Annotated in this window: 13 protein-coding genes; 3 read left to right on the top strand and 10 right to left on the bottom strand. The window is 74.6% G+C overall.

What is annotated here, in order from left to right; genetic code table 11:
* The first annotated feature begins 5 nt into the window (after positions 1–5).
* Positions 6–524 carry a hypothetical protein gene (locus tag CELF_RS02670; protein WP_013769705.1) on the top strand — a complete coding sequence of 173 codons (519 nt, stop codon included), beginning with the start codon at positions 6–8 and terminating at the stop codon, positions 522–524.
* An 82-nt stretch (positions 525–606) separates the two neighbouring features.
* Here CELF_RS02670 and CELF_RS02665 read toward each other — a convergent pair whose 3' ends face one another.
* Positions 607–1,563, bottom strand: a complete 957-nt coding sequence (locus CELF_RS02665) for a 5'-3' exonuclease (RefSeq protein ID WP_013769704.1) — start codon at positions 1,561–1,563, stop codon at positions 607–609.
* Positions 1,564–1,711: 148 nt separating this feature from the next.
* On the opposite strand from CELF_RS02665, the gene CELF_RS02660 reads away from it, so the two are divergent.
* Entirely contained in the window at positions 1,712–2,311 is a 600-nt protein-coding gene (locus CELF_RS02660) for a TetR/AcrR family transcriptional regulator (RefSeq protein WP_013769703.1), read from the top strand.
* A gap of 8 nt (positions 2,312–2,319) precedes the next feature.
* Here the strand turns inward: CELF_RS02660 and CELF_RS02655 are convergent, their stop codons facing one another.
* The 7 genes from CELF_RS02655 to CELF_RS02625 all read right to left on the bottom strand — a co-directional run bounded on the left by CELF_RS02655 (position 2,320) and on the right by CELF_RS02625 (position 9,250).
* Positions 2,320–3,012 (bottom strand): ABC transporter ATP-binding protein, encoded by a 693-nt coding sequence (locus CELF_RS02655; protein WP_013769702.1) that lies wholly within the window; start codon positions 3,010–3,012, stop codon positions 2,320–2,322.
* Positions 3,009–4,136 carry an FtsX-like permease family protein gene (locus CELF_RS02650; RefSeq protein WP_013769701.1) on the bottom strand — a complete coding sequence of 376 codons (1,128 nt, stop codon included), beginning with the start codon at positions 4,134–4,136 and terminating at the stop codon, positions 3,009–3,011. The genes CELF_RS02655 and CELF_RS02650 overlap by 4 nt, the downstream gene beginning before the upstream one ends.
* A gap of 114 nt (positions 4,137–4,250) precedes the next feature.
* Positions 4,251–4,838 (bottom strand): hypothetical protein, encoded by a 588-nt coding sequence (locus CELF_RS02645; protein WP_013769700.1) that lies wholly within the window; start codon positions 4,836–4,838, stop codon positions 4,251–4,253.
* Positions 4,839–4,907: 69 nt separating this feature from the next.
* Entirely contained in the window at positions 4,908–5,933 is a 1,026-nt protein-coding gene (locus tag CELF_RS02640) for a LacI family DNA-binding transcriptional regulator (protein ID WP_013769699.1), read from the bottom strand.
* A 31-nt stretch (positions 5,934–5,964) separates the two neighbouring features.
* A complete protein-coding gene (locus tag CELF_RS02635) occupies positions 5,965–6,858 on the bottom strand; it encodes a carbohydrate ABC transporter permease (RefSeq protein ID WP_013769698.1) in 894 nt (297 codons plus the stop codon).
* Positions 6,855–7,820 (bottom strand): carbohydrate ABC transporter permease, encoded by a 966-nt coding sequence (locus tag CELF_RS02630; RefSeq protein WP_013769697.1) that lies wholly within the window; start codon positions 7,818–7,820, stop codon positions 6,855–6,857. The genes CELF_RS02635 and CELF_RS02630 overlap by 4 nt, the downstream gene beginning before the upstream one ends.
* A 107-nt stretch (positions 7,821–7,927) precedes the next feature.
* The gene (locus CELF_RS02625; RefSeq protein ID WP_013769696.1) at positions 7,928–9,250 is read right to left on the bottom strand and encodes an ABC transporter substrate-binding protein; all 1,323 of its coding nucleotides are present in this window, start codon (positions 9,248–9,250) and stop codon (positions 7,928–7,930) included.
* A gap of 217 nt (positions 9,251–9,467) precedes the next feature.
* Here CELF_RS02625 and CELF_RS19350 point away from each other — a divergent pair, with 217 nt between their 5' ends.
* Entirely contained in the window at positions 9,468–11,513 is a 2,046-nt protein-coding gene (locus CELF_RS19350; protein WP_013769695.1) for a beta-galactosidase, read from the top strand.
* 110 nt (positions 11,514–11,623) lie between these two features.
* Here the strand turns inward: CELF_RS19350 and CELF_RS02615 are convergent, their stop codons facing one another.
* Together CELF_RS02615 and CELF_RS02610 are read right to left on the bottom strand one after the other, a co-directional pair.
* A complete protein-coding gene (locus CELF_RS02615) occupies positions 11,624–13,183 on the bottom strand; it encodes a hypothetical protein (RefSeq protein WP_013769694.1) in 1,560 nt (519 codons plus the stop codon).
* A 123-nt stretch (positions 13,184–13,306) separates the two neighbouring features.
* A complete protein-coding gene (locus CELF_RS02610) occupies positions 13,307–14,017 on the bottom strand; it encodes an RNA polymerase sigma factor (RefSeq protein ID WP_013769693.1) in 711 nt (236 codons plus the stop codon).
* Positions 14,018–14,110: the final 93 nt, after the last annotated feature.

Raw genomic sequence — 14,110 nt, 5'->3', positions numbered from 1 at the left:
GACGCATGACGACGATCGACGACGCCGACCTGTTCGGCGAGGCCTTCGGGGGCTTCCGCACGCTGGGCGAGGGACGCCGCCCCCGGCACGGGCTGCTGACGGCGCTCGTGCTCGTCGCCGGTCTCGCGCTCGTCGCGGTCGCGTTCGTCTGGGCGCGCGACGCGCGGGCCGCCGACGCGCCGGCGCACGTCGAGCCGCTCACGCTGCTCGCGGCGTTCGGGGACGCGCAGACCGCGGTGGACAGCATCCCCGCGGACGCCGCGAGGGCGCTGCTCGTCGAGCCGTCGTCGACCCGGTTCCTCGTCGAGACGGCGTCCGGCAAGCACTACGCGGCCGTGAGCCGCACCGGCGAGCTGTGCGTCGTGACGCTGCCGTCGGGCGACGTCCCGGAGGCAGGCTGCGTCGCATCGGTCGCCGACGCCCGCATCGCGAGCGGCGACGTGTGGCTGGCGGCCGACGCCGACCGTGCGCCGACCGACGAGGGCTGGCGCTCGGCGGGGCCGAACGTGTGGGTGCGCGGCTGACCCTCCGCCCGGCGGACGCCCGCCGCAGCGGCCCGACCGCGCGCGCCGGCCGGGGCGAGCACGTCGCCGGCCCGACCGCACCTCAGTCGGCCGAGGCGAGCGCGTCGACGACGCGCCTGACGCTCGACGCGAGCCCCCACCGCTCGGCGAGCGCGACGAGCCGCTCGGGGTCGGCCGCGACCCGCGGCAACGCGTCGTCCACGTCCGCGACGGGCGCGTCGTGCGCGACCGTGACGACGCGCGGCGCGACGGCCAGGTAGTCGGCCGCCTCGACGAGCCGCCGCCGCTGCGTCGCGGTGAGCCCCGCGTCGCCCGTGTCGCGCGCCGCGAGGATCCCGTCGAGCGAGCCGTAGCGGTGCACGAGGGTGGCCGCGGTCTTCTCCCCGATCCCGGCGACGCCCGGCAGCCCGTCGCTCGGGTCGCCGCGCAGCACGGCCATGTCGGCGTACGCGGGCCCGGACGCGACCGCGTAGCGCTCGGCGAGCCGCGCCTGGTCGACGACCTCGAGGTCCTTGATGCCGCGCACGGTGTAGAGCACGCGCACGTGCGCCTCGTCGTCGACGAGCTGGAACAGGTCCCGGTCGCCCGTGACGACGTCGACGGCGGCCCGCTCCCCCGCCGGCCGCGCCTTCTCGCGGGCGACGAGCGTGCCGATCACGTCGTCCGCCTCGAACCCGGGGGCACCCACGCGCGCGATCCCGAACGCCTCCAGGACCTCGACGATGACCGGCACCTGGGGCGTGAGCAGGTCGGGCACCTCCTCGACGTCGGACCCCCCGGGCACGGGCACCGCGACGCGGTGCGCCTTGTACGACGGGATCGCCTCGACGCGGAACGCGGGCCGCCAGTCGTCGTCCCAGCACGCGACGAGCCGGGTCGGGCGCCGGTCGACGACGAGCCGGGCGATCATGTCGAGCAGCCCGCGCACGGCGTTGACGGGCGTGCCGTCGGGCGCCTTGACCGAGTCGGGCACCCCGAAGAACGCGCGGAAGTACAGCGAGGCGGTGTCGAGCAGCAGCAGCCGTCCGTGCGCAGTCATGCCCGGGACGCTACCGGGGCGGTCCGACGCGGCGCCGCACGACCGCGCGTGCCCACGACACGGGCCGGCGCCTCGCGCGCGACGGAGGTGGCATGCTGCTGCCGCACGCGCACGGCGGCAACGGAACGGCGGCAGGGAGGGGGAGGACGTGCCTCGCATCGACGCCCCGACGGTGGCCGAGCACCGGGCCGCGCGGGAGCGCGCGCTGCTCGACGCGGCCCGGGAGCTGCTCACGGCGCAGCCGGACCGCGTGCCGACGCTCGCGGAGGTCGGTGCCGTCGCCGGGCTGTCACGGTCGAGCGTGTACGAGTACTTCCGCTCGCGCGAGGACCTGCTCCGCGCGCTCGTCAGCGACTCGTTCCCCCGCTGGCAGCGGCGCCTGGACGCGGGCCTCGCCGCGGCGGACGGTCCGGGCGGCCGGCTCCTGGCGTTCCTGCGCGTCAACCTCGAGCTCGTGGCGGACGGCGAGCACGCCCTGGCGCGCGCGCTGTCACTGGTCGCGCCGTCGGACGACCTCGCGCGCGAGTCGCGGGCGTTCCACGAGCGGCTCCTGCTGCCCGTGGCCGAGGCGCTGACGGAGCTGGGCGTGGCCGATGCCGAGACGGCGACCGAGCTGGTGAACGCGGTGGTCCACGCGGCGTCGCGCCGGGTCGAGCAGACCGGCGACCTCGAGCGGGCCCACGAGGCGGCGCGCGCGCTGCTCGCCGCCTACGTGGACGCGCTCGCTCCCGGCGGCGACGCCGCCTGAGGACGGGGTCAGGCGGGCCGCAGGCGCCCGTCGACCATCTCGAGCACCCGGTCGCAGTGCTCCAGGACGTCGTGGTCGTGCGTGACCATGACGGTCGCGACGGCGTGCTCGTGCGTCTGCCGGGCGAGCAGCTCGACGACCTCGTGGCTGCGGCGCCGGTCGAGGGCCGCGGTGGGCTCGTCGACGAGCAGCACCGAGGGCGACGCGACGAGCGCGCGGGCGATCCCGACGCGCTGCCGCTCCCCGCCGGACAGCCGCCCGGGACGCCGGTGGGCGTGCTCGGTCATGCCGACGGCGGCGAGCAGCTGCTCGGGCGGCGTGGCGGCGCGGCGGCCGGTGATCGTCTCGACGAGCCGGAGCTGGTCGATCGCGGTGAGGGCGGGGACGAGGTTGCCGGACTGGAAGACGAAGCCGACGTGGTCGCGCCGGAACCGTGCGAGCGCGCGCGTGGTCAGCGTCGTGAGGTCGGTGCCGTCGACGACCACGGAGCCGCCGGTGGGCCGCGTGAGGCCGCCGGCGACGGCGAGCAGGCTCGACTTGCCCGCGCCGGACGGGCCGACGACGGCGACGAGCTCGCCGGGCGTGACGGCGAGGTCGACATGGTCGAGCGCGGCGACCTCGCGGTCGCCGTCGCCGAAGGTCAGGGTGACGTCCGCGAGGGCGAGCCCGGTGCGGGTGCGGGGTTCGGTGGTGGTGGTCATCGGTGCTCTCCGAGTGCGGTGACGGGGTCGACGGACGCGATGCGGGCGGTCGCGACGGTGGCGCCGACGAGCCCGAGCCCGAGCAGGAGGGCCGCCCCGGCGGCGATCGGGCCGCCCTCGAGCGCGAACGGCATGCCGGTGCCCTGCAGGAGCGCGCCGAGGCCGAGCCCGGCGGCGACGCCGAGGGCGACGGACCCCGCGAGCAGGATCGCCGCCTGCAGGACGCCGTCGGTGAGCAGGTACCGGGTGGAGGCGCCGATGGCGCGCAAGACGGCGAGCTCGCGGGTGCGCTGCACGGTCCAGAGCGTGAAGAACGCGCCGACGACGAGGGCCGAGATCGCGTAGAGGAAGGCCTGGATGAGCTGCATCGTCATGAGCTCGGCGGTGTAGCCCGGGGAGGAGTCGAACGCGGCCTCGATCGTGCGCGCGGTCGTGCCGGCGGCCGCGTCGCCGGCGGCGAGGTCGGGGGTGCCGTCGACGCCGCGGAGGGCGACGACGCTCGCGACGTCGTACGCGTCGGGGTCCGCCGTCTCGCCGACGGCGACGCCCGCGTGGACCTCCTGCCAGGTGCGCAGGGGCACGAAGCCGATGTCGACGTGCCCGAAGGTGCGCTGGTCGGTGGTGAAGCCGACGACCTCGAGCGGGATGCCGAGGCGGTCGACGGTCACGACGTCGCCGAGTGCGACGCCCTCGTCCTGCGCGGACACGCTGAGCAGGACCTCTCCCTCGGCCCCGGGGACGCGGCCCTCGCCGGCGGCCGGCAGGACGAACCCGCCGGGCTCGACGCCGAAGAGGGTCAGGTCGAGCGCGGTGCCGTCGTCGTCGTGCGCGTTGACGATCGCGGTGCCGAGGAGCTCGGCGTCGCTGACGTCGGGGCGTGCGGCCCACGCGTCCCGCTCGGCGGCGGTGACCTCGGAGCGCGTGAACGCGGAGTCGGTCCTCGTCCCGGAGGAGAACGCGACGGCGTCGACCGGGCTGCGCATGAGCCCGGAGACGCCGTCGACGACGAGACCGGAGGACAGGCCGGACAGCAGGACCATGAGGACGGCGATGAGGGCGACGACGGCGCCCATGAGCCCGAACCGGGTGCGGGCGAAGGCGAGCTCGCGCAGGGCGAGGAACACGGTGGACCTCTCGAGAGGGCGGACGCGCCGGGTTCCCGACACGATGTCGCCATCTTACCGACATGCTGTCGGCGCCCGTGCCGTCTGCTGCGTCACACGTTCCGCAGCCGAGGCTCAGACAGTCGCCGGCTCGCGCGGTGGCAGGCCGAGCTGCTTGCGGAACAGGCGGCGCTGGACGACCCACCCGGCGGCGGCGACCGCGAGCCAGACGACGAGCAGCAGCACCTGCTCGGCGCCCTCGTCGGGCCGGCGCAGGAAGCCGAGCGTCGACGGCCACAGGAGCGCGAGGCCGGTGAGGATCACGCTGGCACCGCCCAGGACGGTGAGCCACAGCAGCGCGCGGCGCCGGTACTTCTCGGCGAGCGTCGCGGACGCGACGGCCACGGCGGCGACGAGCACGAGACCGAGGACGGCGCTCGTCCCGTCCGTGGCGAGGGCGGACCACAGCTTCGCGCCGATGACCGCACCGGCGACGAGCCCGACGACCACGGCCGCGAAGCGGAACACGAGCGACACGACCAGCCAGACGAGGACGGCGGTGATCCCGCCGACGAGCAGCGCCGTGCCGGTCGACTCGCCGAGCGCGTCACCGGCGAGGTACCCGACGGCGAACCCCGACGCGAGGAGCGCGAGGTTGACCGACCGGATCCCGAAGAAGCAGAGCAGCACCCCGACGGCAACGACCACGAGCGCAGTCCCCATCGCGCACCCCCTCGCGTCTCACGGTAGCGACGACGCCGGTCGCCGCCCAGAGGCGTGGAGGGGGACCTGTCAGGTGGAGGCGCGCACGACGAGCGACGTCGGGAGGGTGATCGCGGCGGGCTCCTCGCCCTCGACGACCTCGAGCAGCAGCCGCACCATCTCGGTGCTGATCCGCTCGAACGGCTGGCGCAGCGTCGTGAGCGGCGGGTCGAGCGTCGCGGCGAGGCCCGAGTCGTCGAACCCGCCGACGGCCACGTCGTCAGGCACGGTGCGCCCGGACTCGCGCAGCACCGGGATCGCTCCCGCCGCCATGAGGTCCGACGCGACGAACACGGCGTCGAGGTCGGGGCGGCGGGCGAGCAGGTCGCGCATGCCGGCGGCCCCGCCCTCGCGCGTGTAGTCGCCGTGCGCGACGAGGCTCTCGTCGTAGGCGTCGCCGAGCTCTGCCCGGTACCCCTCGAGGCGCATGCGGCCGCCGGGGGTGTCGAGCGGGCCCGTGATCGTCGCGATGCGGGTGCGGCCCCGGTCGAGCAGGTGGCGCACCATGCGCCGCCCGCCGCCCAGGTCGTCCGCGGCGACGTACCCGAGCTGCCCCTCGAAGCCGAGCGGGATGCCGCAGGCGATCGTCGGTATGCCCTGCCGGACGAGCTCGGCAAGCACCGGGCTGCCTGCGTGCGACGAGATGAGCAGCACCCCGTCGACGTGCCCGGCGCCGACGTAGGACAGGACCTGGCTCTGCTCCTGGGGCGTGCCCGCGACCATGAGCAGCAGCGGCATCGACCTGCCCGCGAGGGCCTGCGCGGCGCCGCGGAGCAGGATCGAGAACGTGGGGTCCTCGAACAGCAGGTGCTGCGGCTCGGTGAGCAGGAACGCGACCGAGTTGGACCGGCCGGTCACGAGCGAGCGCGCGTGCTGGTTCATCGAGTAGCCGGTGGTGCGGATCGCCTCCTGCACGGCGGCGAGCGCCTCGGGCGAGACCCAGTGCCCGCCGTTGATGACGCGGGACACCGTGCCGCGGGACACGCCGGCGGCGGCGGCGACGTCGCGGATCGTCGGCCGTCGTCGCTGCGCGGGGGCGGAGGTCGTCGCGTCCATCGGACCAGACTCTATGCGGCGGACCACGTCGTCAGGCCTTGACCGAGCCGGCGGCGAGGTCGACCTTCCAGTACCGCTGCAGCGTGAGGAAGAGGGCGGCGAGCGGGATGATCGACAGCAGCGAGCCCGTGATGACGGAGGTGTACATCGCGGGCTGCGACGCACCCTGGTTGAGCAGGCCGTTGAGGCCCACCGTGAGGGGGTACAGCCGGTCGTTGCCGAGCATGATGTAGGGCAGCATGAAGTTGTTCCAGATGCCGACGAACTGGAACAGGAACACCGTCACCAGGCCGGGGCCCATGAGCGGCACGGCGATCCGGGAGAACGTGCGCCACTCGCTCGCGCCGTCGGTCCGCGCGGCCTCGAGCAGCTCGTCCGGGACGGACGCGGCGGCGTAGATGCGGCACAGGTAGATGCCGTAGGGGCTGATGAGGCTGGGCAGGAGCACCGACCAGTAGGTGTTGGTCAGGTTGATCTCGGCCAGCAGCAGGTACTGCGGGATCGCGAGCACGACGCCGGGCACCAGCACGCCCGCGAGGATGAGGTTGAAGACGAGCTTCTTGCCGCGGAACGGGTACTTGGCCAGCGCGTACCCGGCCATCGCCGAGATGAGCACGGACAGCCCGCCGCCGACGCCCGCGTACAGCGCGGTGTTGAGCATCCACCGCCAGTAGAGGCCCCCGCGGTAGCCGGAGAGCTCCGCGACGTTGTCGAGCAGGTGCGTCGACGGCAGGAACGTGAACGTCGAGAACAGCTCGTTGGCCGACTTGGAGGACGCGACGAGCACCCACAGCACGGGCAGCAGGCAGTACACGGCGCCGACGACGAGCACGGCGCTGCCGAGCACGGACGGGCGCTCCCGGCGCTCCGGCCGCAGCGGCTGCGCGACGCGCACGACGGGACGCGTGAGGCTCGTGGTCGTCATCGGGACTCCTGGGAGAAGGCGCGGCCGTCCTGCACGACGCGCAGGAACAGGTAGGAGAGGGCGAACGTCGCGAGCGCGATCACGACGGACGTGGCGGCGGCCGAGTAGATGTCGTCGCGCGTGAACGCGTCGCGGTACACCTTCATCAGCGGGCTCCACGTGGTGGAGATCGTGTTGGTCAGGGGCCGCAGCGTCATGGGCTCGGCGAACACCTGGAGCGTCGCGATCATCGAGAACAGGAAGGTCAGGACGAGCGACGGCAGGACGATCGGCACCTTGATCCGCAGCGCGACCACGAGCTCGGACGCGCCGTCGAGGCGCGCCGCCTCGTACAGCTCGCTCGGGATCGCCTTGAGGGCGGTGTAGATGACGATCATGTTGAAGCCGACGCCGCCCCACAGGCCGATGTTCGCGATGGCGAAGACCACGAGCTGCGACGACAGGATCTGCGGCGCGTCCCAGCCGACCTTGTCGAACAGGAAGTAGAACGGGCTCACGCGCGGCAGGTAGAGGAAGCCCCACAGGAGCGACGCGATGACCGCCGGGACCGCGTAGGGCAGGAAGATCGAGACGCGCGAGAACCCCTTGGCGCGCGTGCGCCGCGCGTCGAGGAGCAGCGCGAACAGCAGCGCGAGCCCGAGCATGGTGGGGACGAGCAGCAGGCCGTACAGGCCGACGCGGCCGACCGACGCGAGGAACTCGGGGTCGTCGAGCGCGCGCGTGTAGTTGTCGAACCCGGCCCAGACCTCGGTGCGGGCGCCGGCGCCGAGGCCGAGGCCCTTGACCTCGACCGTGCGGAAGCTGAGGTAGAGCGCGTACCCGATGGGCAGCGCGAGGAACAGCGCGAACAGCGTGAGCGCGGGCGCGAGGAACACGTACGGCGCGGCCGTGCGCCGGCGGGGACGCCGGTGCGTCCGCGCGGGGCGGGTGTCCGCCGCCCGGGGCGAGGCGAGGGTGGTCACTGGGGGTCCTTCCGGGACGCGGGGGCGCGAGCGCGGGCCGACGGTGGCGACGGGGTGGGCGGCCGCCCGGCGGAGGGGTGCCGGGCGGCCGCGCCGTCAGGAGCTGCTCACTCCTTGACGGTGAAGCCCGAGCTCTCGAGGTCCTCGACCGTCGCGGTCTGCATCGCCGTGACGGCGTCGAGGAACGCCGCGGCGCTCTTGGCCTCGGTCGCCTTGCCGAACTCGTCGTTGTACGCGGAGTACGCGACGTTGACGTTGGGGCCGTACGTGAACGGCTGCACCGACCCGGCGATCTCCGAGGCGATCGTGTAGAAGTCCGGCTGGTTGCTGAAGAACGCCGGGGGCGCCGACAGGGCCTCGGCCTGGCTGGGGATGTCGGCCGGGTACAGGCCACCCTCGGAGACGAGGAGGTTGACGCCCTCCTGGGAGGCGTTGAGCCACGCGATGAACTTCGCGGCCTCCTCCTTGTGCGTCGACTGGGACGTCACCGAGGTGGCCGAGCCGCCCCAGTTGCCCGTCGCGGCGTCGCCCTCCTCCCACTGGGGCATGGGCGCCATCTTCCACGTGCCGGCGGTGTCGGGAGCGTTGCCCTCGAGCACGCCGGGAGCCCAGATCGCGGAGATCCAGCCGACCTGCGTGCCGTCGTTGAGCGCGGCGTTCCACTCGGGCGTGTACATCGGCTTGTTGTCGATGACGCCCTTCTCGACGAGGCCGCCCCAGTACTCGGCGACCTTCTGGACGGGCGCGTCCTCGATGTCGACGGTCCACGCGTCGCCGTCGATGCCCCACCACGAGGCGCCGGCCTGCTGCGTGAGCCCGGTGAACCAGCCGGCGTCGTTGGCGGAGAACGTGCCGAGGTACTTGGTCGGGTCGGCCGCGTGCAGCTGCTCGGCGACCTGCGCGTACTGCTCCCACGTGGTCGGCACGGCGAGGCCGTACTGCTGGAAGATGTCCTCGCGGTAGTAGAACTCCATCGGCCCGGAGTCCTGCGGCACGCCGTAGACGGCGTCGGAGCCGAGCGTGACCGACTGCCAGGTCCCGTCGGCGAACCGCTCGGCGGTGCCCTCGGGCAGCACGTCCGCGATGTCGGCGAGCGCGTCGGACGAGACCAGCGTGGGGATCTTCTGGTACTCGGTCTGGAACAGGTCGGGCGCACCCGAGCCGGCCTTGATGGCCGTGAGCAGCTTGGTGACGGCCGGGTCGCCGCCGTCCTGCTTGTTGACCGTCACCTGGATGTCGGGGTTGGCCTCGTTCCAGACGGCCGCCGCCTCCTCCATGCCGGGGGCCCAGGTCCAGAAGGTCAGTTCGACCTTCCCGCCGTCGCCACCGCCGTCGCCGGAGCCGCCGTCGTCCGTGCCGGAGCACGCGGTCGCGAGCAGCGCGGTCGCGGCGACGACCGCCGCGACGCGGATACCTGTGTGCAGGCGCATGTGACCTCCTCGTCAAGGGTCCGCCGCTGCGTCGCGACGGACAGGCGCCGTCTGTGGCGCCGTGCCTGTGCGCGTTCACAGTGAGGCAGGCCGCGGAATCTTGTCAACACGGGTCGCCCTGGTGTTACCTCCTCGTTGTGAACGGTCCCAGCGGCGTCCCATGGCGCTTCCAGGCTGGGACCGATCACAGCAGACGAACCTGACTCGACGGAGTGTCATGTCTTCCCAGCCTTCCTCCGAGCCCGTGCGCCCCACCTGGCCGCTCGGGCTCGACCGCATCGCCTACGGCGGCGACTACAACCCCGAGCAGTGGCCGGAGGAGGTCTGGAAGGAGGACGTCACCCTCATGCGCGAGGCGGGGGTGAACCTCGTCAGCGTCGGCATCTTCTCCTGGGCGCTGCTCGAGCCCCGCGAGGGCGAGTTCGACTTCGGCTGGCTCGACCGGCTGCTCGAGCTCCTGCACGACAACGGCATCCGCGTCGACCTCGGTACCCCCACCGCGTCCCCGCCCGCCTGGTTCTTCGCCGCGCACCCCGACGCGCGTGTCGTCACGCGTGACGGCACCCCGCTCGGCTTCGGCTCGCGCGGCATGGCCGGCCCGTCGCACCCCGCCTACCGCGCGGCCGCCGTGCGCATCGCCGACCAGCTCGCGCGCCGCTACGGCCGCCACCCCGCCGTCGCGCTCTGGCACGTCCACAACGAGTACGGCGCACCCGTCTCCGAGGACTACTCCCCCGCCTCAGCCGGCGCCTTCCGCGCCTGGCTGCAGGGCCGCTACGGGACCCTCGACGCGCTCAACGCCGCGTGGGGCACCGCGTTCTGGGGCCAGCGGTACGGCGACTGGGCGCACGTCGACGTGCCCGCCGTCGCCCCGAGCGTCGTCAACCCCGCGCAGCGCCTCGACTTCGCACGGTTCACCGACGACGCGCTGCGGGCCTGCTTCGTCGCCGAGCGTGACGCGATCCGCGCGCACTCCGACGTGCCCGTCACCACCAACTTCATGACGACCAACTGCCCGTCCACCGACCTGTGGAAGTGGGCCGACGAGGTCGACGTCGTCTCCAACGACCACTACCTCACCGCCGCCGACCCGCGCGCGCACGTCGACCTCGCACTCGCCGCCGACCTCACGCGCTCGCTCGCCCGCGGCCGCCCCTGGATCCTCATGGAGCACTCCACGTCGGCCGTGAACTGGCAGCCCCGCAACATCGCCAAGCGTCCCGGCGAGATGGCCCGCAACGCCCTGTCCCACCTCGGCCGCGGGTCCGACGCGATCCTCTTCTTCCAGTGGCGCGCCTCCCGGTCCGGTGCCGAGAAGTTCCACTCCGCGATGCTGCCGCACGCCGGCACCACGTCCCGCGTGTGGCGCGAGGTGCGGGCGCTCGGCGCCGACCTCGGCCGGCTCGACGAGGTGCGCGGCTCCACGGTCCGCGCCGACGTCGCGCTGCTGTGGGACTGGGAGTCGTTCTGGGCGCAGGACCTCGAGTGGCGGCCGTCGGTCGACCTCGACCACCGCGAGCGCGTCCGGGCCTACTACGAGCGGCTGTGGCGCGACGGCCTCACGGTCGACCTCGCCCACCCCGGCGCGGACCTGTCCGGGTACCGGCTCGTCGTCGCGCCCGCGTCGTACCTGCTCACGGCCGCGTCCGGGGACAACCTCAGCCGGTACGTCGCGCAGGGCGGCACGCTCGTCGTGTCCTACTTCTCGGGCATCGTCGACGAGCACGACGCGGTCCACCCCGACGGGTACGGCGCGCCGCTGCGCACCACGCTCGGCGTGTCCGTCGAGGAGTTCCTGCCCCTGCGCGAGGGCGAGACCGTCCGTCTCGCGTGGGACCACGACGGCGAGCGCACCGAGCTCGTCGCGGACGTCTGGGCCGACGACCTCGTGCTCGAGGGCGCCGACGTCGTCGCGACCTACCTCGACGGTCCCGCCGCGGGCCGCGCGGCCGTCACGCGGCACCGGCACGGCGCCGGGACGGGCTGGTACGTCTCCACGCGGCTGGACGTCGACGCGCTCGCGCACGTGCTCCGCGGCGCCTACGCCGACGCGGGACTGACCCCGGCCGGGCTGCCGGACGAGGTCGAGGTCGTCCGGCGGGACGGGCCCACGGCGCGCTTCGTCGTCGCGATCAACCACGCCGACGCGCCCGTCGACGTGCCCGCCGACGGGACCGAGCTGCTCACGGGGACGGCCGTCCGCGGCCGCGTGACCGTCCCCGCCGGGGGCGTCGCCGTCGTGCGGGAGCACCGCGGAGGCTGATCGGCCCGCGCCCGTCGGCGCCCCGGGTCCCGGGCCGCCGACGCCGGGCACGACGAGGCCCCGGCGGCGTCCCTCCACGCCGACGGGGCCTCGTCGTCACTCCGCCCGGGTCACCCCACGGCGGAGAAGTCCAGCTCGTCGTCCGCGACCGCGACGACCGTCCACGTCCGCCCGTCGTCCGCGCTGAGCTCGTACGTGGGCAGCAGCACCGCGGCACCGTCCGGCAGCGTCGTGAACGCCACGCCCAGGCGCGCCGACGTGATCGTCACGTCCTCCACGGGCCACGCGATCGGGCCACCGGTCGCCGTCGGCGGGACCGTCGGCTCCGCCGGCGCCATGTCGGTCGCCGCACCCTCCTCCGCGATGCGGGCCGTGTCGTCCATGAACGGCATGATCCCGCCGGACGCCCCGAACCGCGGGTCGCCCAGACGCGCCACGGCGTCCTTCGCGCTCACGACGTCGTACTCGCCGAGCTCGACGAGCGGCGCGAGCGAGCCCCACAGCGACTGCACGCCGTCGCCCACGAGCGAGACGTTCCACTGGATGCCCGTGCGCTGCCCGGCGACGACCTGGTGCGCCGTCACCTGGACCAGCTGCGGCGTGCCGGTGTCCGACGCCACGTCGAGCTCGAAGCCCGCCGGGTCCAGCCCCAGCGACGCGAGCACCTCGCGCGCCTTCGCGAGCGCGGCGTCCCCCGTCGGCGCGGCCGGGAGGTTCGGGTCGGTGCACTCGACACCGAGACCGGGGTCGACGACCGCGGGCTCGGGCTCGCCCGTGGCGCCCGCGAGCTCCTCGGCCCCGTCGATCGTCTCCTGGGCCGAACGCACGCACGCCCACGGGTCGAGCGACGGGTCGTAGTACGACACGCTCGCCGACCCGTCCGGGGACACCGACACGCTCGGTCCGGAGCCGTCCGCCGAGCCGACCGTCCACGACCCGTACTCCTGCCGCGGCTCGCCGCTCACGCCCAGCGCCGCCGCGACCCGGGCAGCCGTCTCCGCCGAGACCACGCTCGCCGCGTCCAGCGCCCACGCCGTCCCGCGGCCCGCCTCGTCCGAGAGACCGTCGCCGGCCGTGAACACGACGCGCCCGCCGAACCACGCGAGCTTCGACGCCGCCGAGTCCTCGGCCGCCATCGCGGTGTCCGCGGCCCCGGCCATCGACTCGGCCCGCCCCTGGACCGGCTGGTCGAGCGCCATCGCCGGCGCCGCCTGGTCGCCCGCCGGCGTCCCGCCGTCCTGCGCGGCACCGACCGCGTACCCGCCGCCGCCCACGACCACGAACCCCGCGACGGCCGCCGCGACCGGCAGCCAGCGCAGGCGCGCCGTGCGCCGCGACCGGGCCGCCGCGAGCTCGTCCGGCACCGCGGGTGCCGCCTGCCGTCCGGCCTCGTCCGGCGGGGCCGTGGCCGCCGTGGCCGCCGCGACGACGGCGCGCAGCCGGTCGGCGTCGGGCGTCGCGTCCACCGCCGGGTCCGCGGCCCGCAGCCGCGCGAACGCGACGTCGTCCTCGTCTCCCGCCGCGTCGAGGTGCTCCGTGTCGAGGTGCTCCGCGTCGAGGTGCTCCGCGTCCGTCACGTCCCGGGGCGGGGCGGTCGGCTCGCCAGCCGGCGTCGGCTTCGGCGGCTGCGGGGCGTCGGGGACGGGACCGGGGGTCTGGTCGTCAGGCACGGGGGGCTCCTGGGAACGTCGGGATCCTGCTCTGCCCTGCTTGTGTCCCGAGCGCCCCGCCGCTTGCACCCGCCCCAGCACAGGCCCTCACGAGACCTCGGCTCCGCCGGGTGACGACGCCGATCAGGCGGTCGAGCCCGCCGGGGTGTCGGCGTCATGGGCGTCCCACGCCTCACGGAGGCGGGCGCGGGCGCGGCTCAGCGCGGCGTCCGCGCCGCCGCGGGAGATGCCGAGCACGTCCGCGAGCGCCTGACCCGCGAGACCCTCCCACGCGTTGAGCAGGAGGATCTGCCGGTCGCGCACGCCCAGCGCGGCGAGGACGGTGCGGACCTGCTCGTCGCGGACCGCGAGGACCGCCGGGTCCGTCGGGTCGAGGCCCTCGGGCACGTCCGCGACGGGCACCGGGCGGGACTTGCGCACGTGGTTGGCGAGCACGAAGCCCGCGGTCCGGTAGAGCCACGGCAGCTCCGCGCCGCGCGGTACGTCGTCCCGACGCCGCCACGCCACGGTCAGCACGTCGGCCGTCAGGTCGTCGGCGTCGTTCCGCCCCACGCGGCGCACGACGAAGCGGTGCACGGCCGTTGCGTGGTCGCGGACCAGCGTCTCGAACCACGCGGTGTCGGCGGGCGTCGGCGCCGCCGCAGGGGCGCTCGTGGGGGCCGGTCCCGCGCCGGCCGCGTCCTCGGGCGTCTCGAACCGGGGTTCGTCGCCCTCGTGGGGCGTCTCGTCGCGCACGGCGTCCTCGTCTCCCGGGCCGGTGCCCGTGCGCGCGGCAGCCGCGTCGCCGTCGGCGGTCACGTCGGCGACCGGTGTGGTCGGTGTCGGCGTCGGCACGCTGCTCCCCCGGGGTGGTCGGACGTCCTCACCCGCTCTCTGTGCCGACCGGCCCGGATCTTGCACGGCACGTGCACCGACTTTCGCGACGTC

It is taken from the genome of Cellulomonas fimi ATCC 484 (assembly GCF_000212695.1).
Lineage (GTDB): Bacteria > Actinomycetota > Actinomycetes > Actinomycetales > Cellulomonadaceae > Cellulomonas > Cellulomonas fimi.
The sequence above is the reverse complement of the archived record's forward strand: the minus strand, read 5'-3'. Positions and strand labels throughout refer to the sequence as shown.

Excerpts from the sequence above, each read along its gene's own strand:
- CELF_RS02670 (WP_013769705.1), top strand. The coding sequence starts at position 6 with ATGACGACGATCGACGACGCCGACCTGTTCGGCGAGGCCTTCGGGGGC.
- CELF_RS02665 (WP_013769704.1), bottom strand. The coding sequence starts at position 1,563 with ATGACTGCGCACGGACGGCTGCTGCTGCTCGACACCGCCTCGCTGTAC.
- CELF_RS02655 (WP_013769702.1), bottom strand. The coding sequence starts at position 3,012 with ATGACCACCACCACCGAACCCCGCACCCGCACCGGGCTCGCCCTCGCG.
- CELF_RS02645 (WP_013769700.1), bottom strand. The coding sequence starts at position 4,838 with ATGGGGACTGCGCTCGTGGTCGTTGCCGTCGGGGTGCTGCTCTGCTTC.
- CELF_RS02640 (WP_013769699.1), bottom strand. The coding sequence starts at position 5,933 with ATGGACGCGACGACCTCCGCCCCCGCGCAGCGACGACGGCCGACGATC.
- CELF_RS02635 (WP_013769698.1), bottom strand. The coding sequence starts at position 6,858 with ATGACGACCACGAGCCTCACGCGTCCCGTCGTGCGCGTCGCGCAGCCG.
- CELF_RS02625 (WP_013769696.1), bottom strand. The coding sequence starts at position 9,250 with ATGCGCCTGCACACAGGTATCCGCGTCGCGGCGGTCGTCGCCGCGACC.
- CELF_RS19350 (WP_013769695.1), top strand. The coding sequence starts at position 9,468 with ATGTCTTCCCAGCCTTCCTCCGAGCCCGTGCGCCCCACCTGGCCGCTC.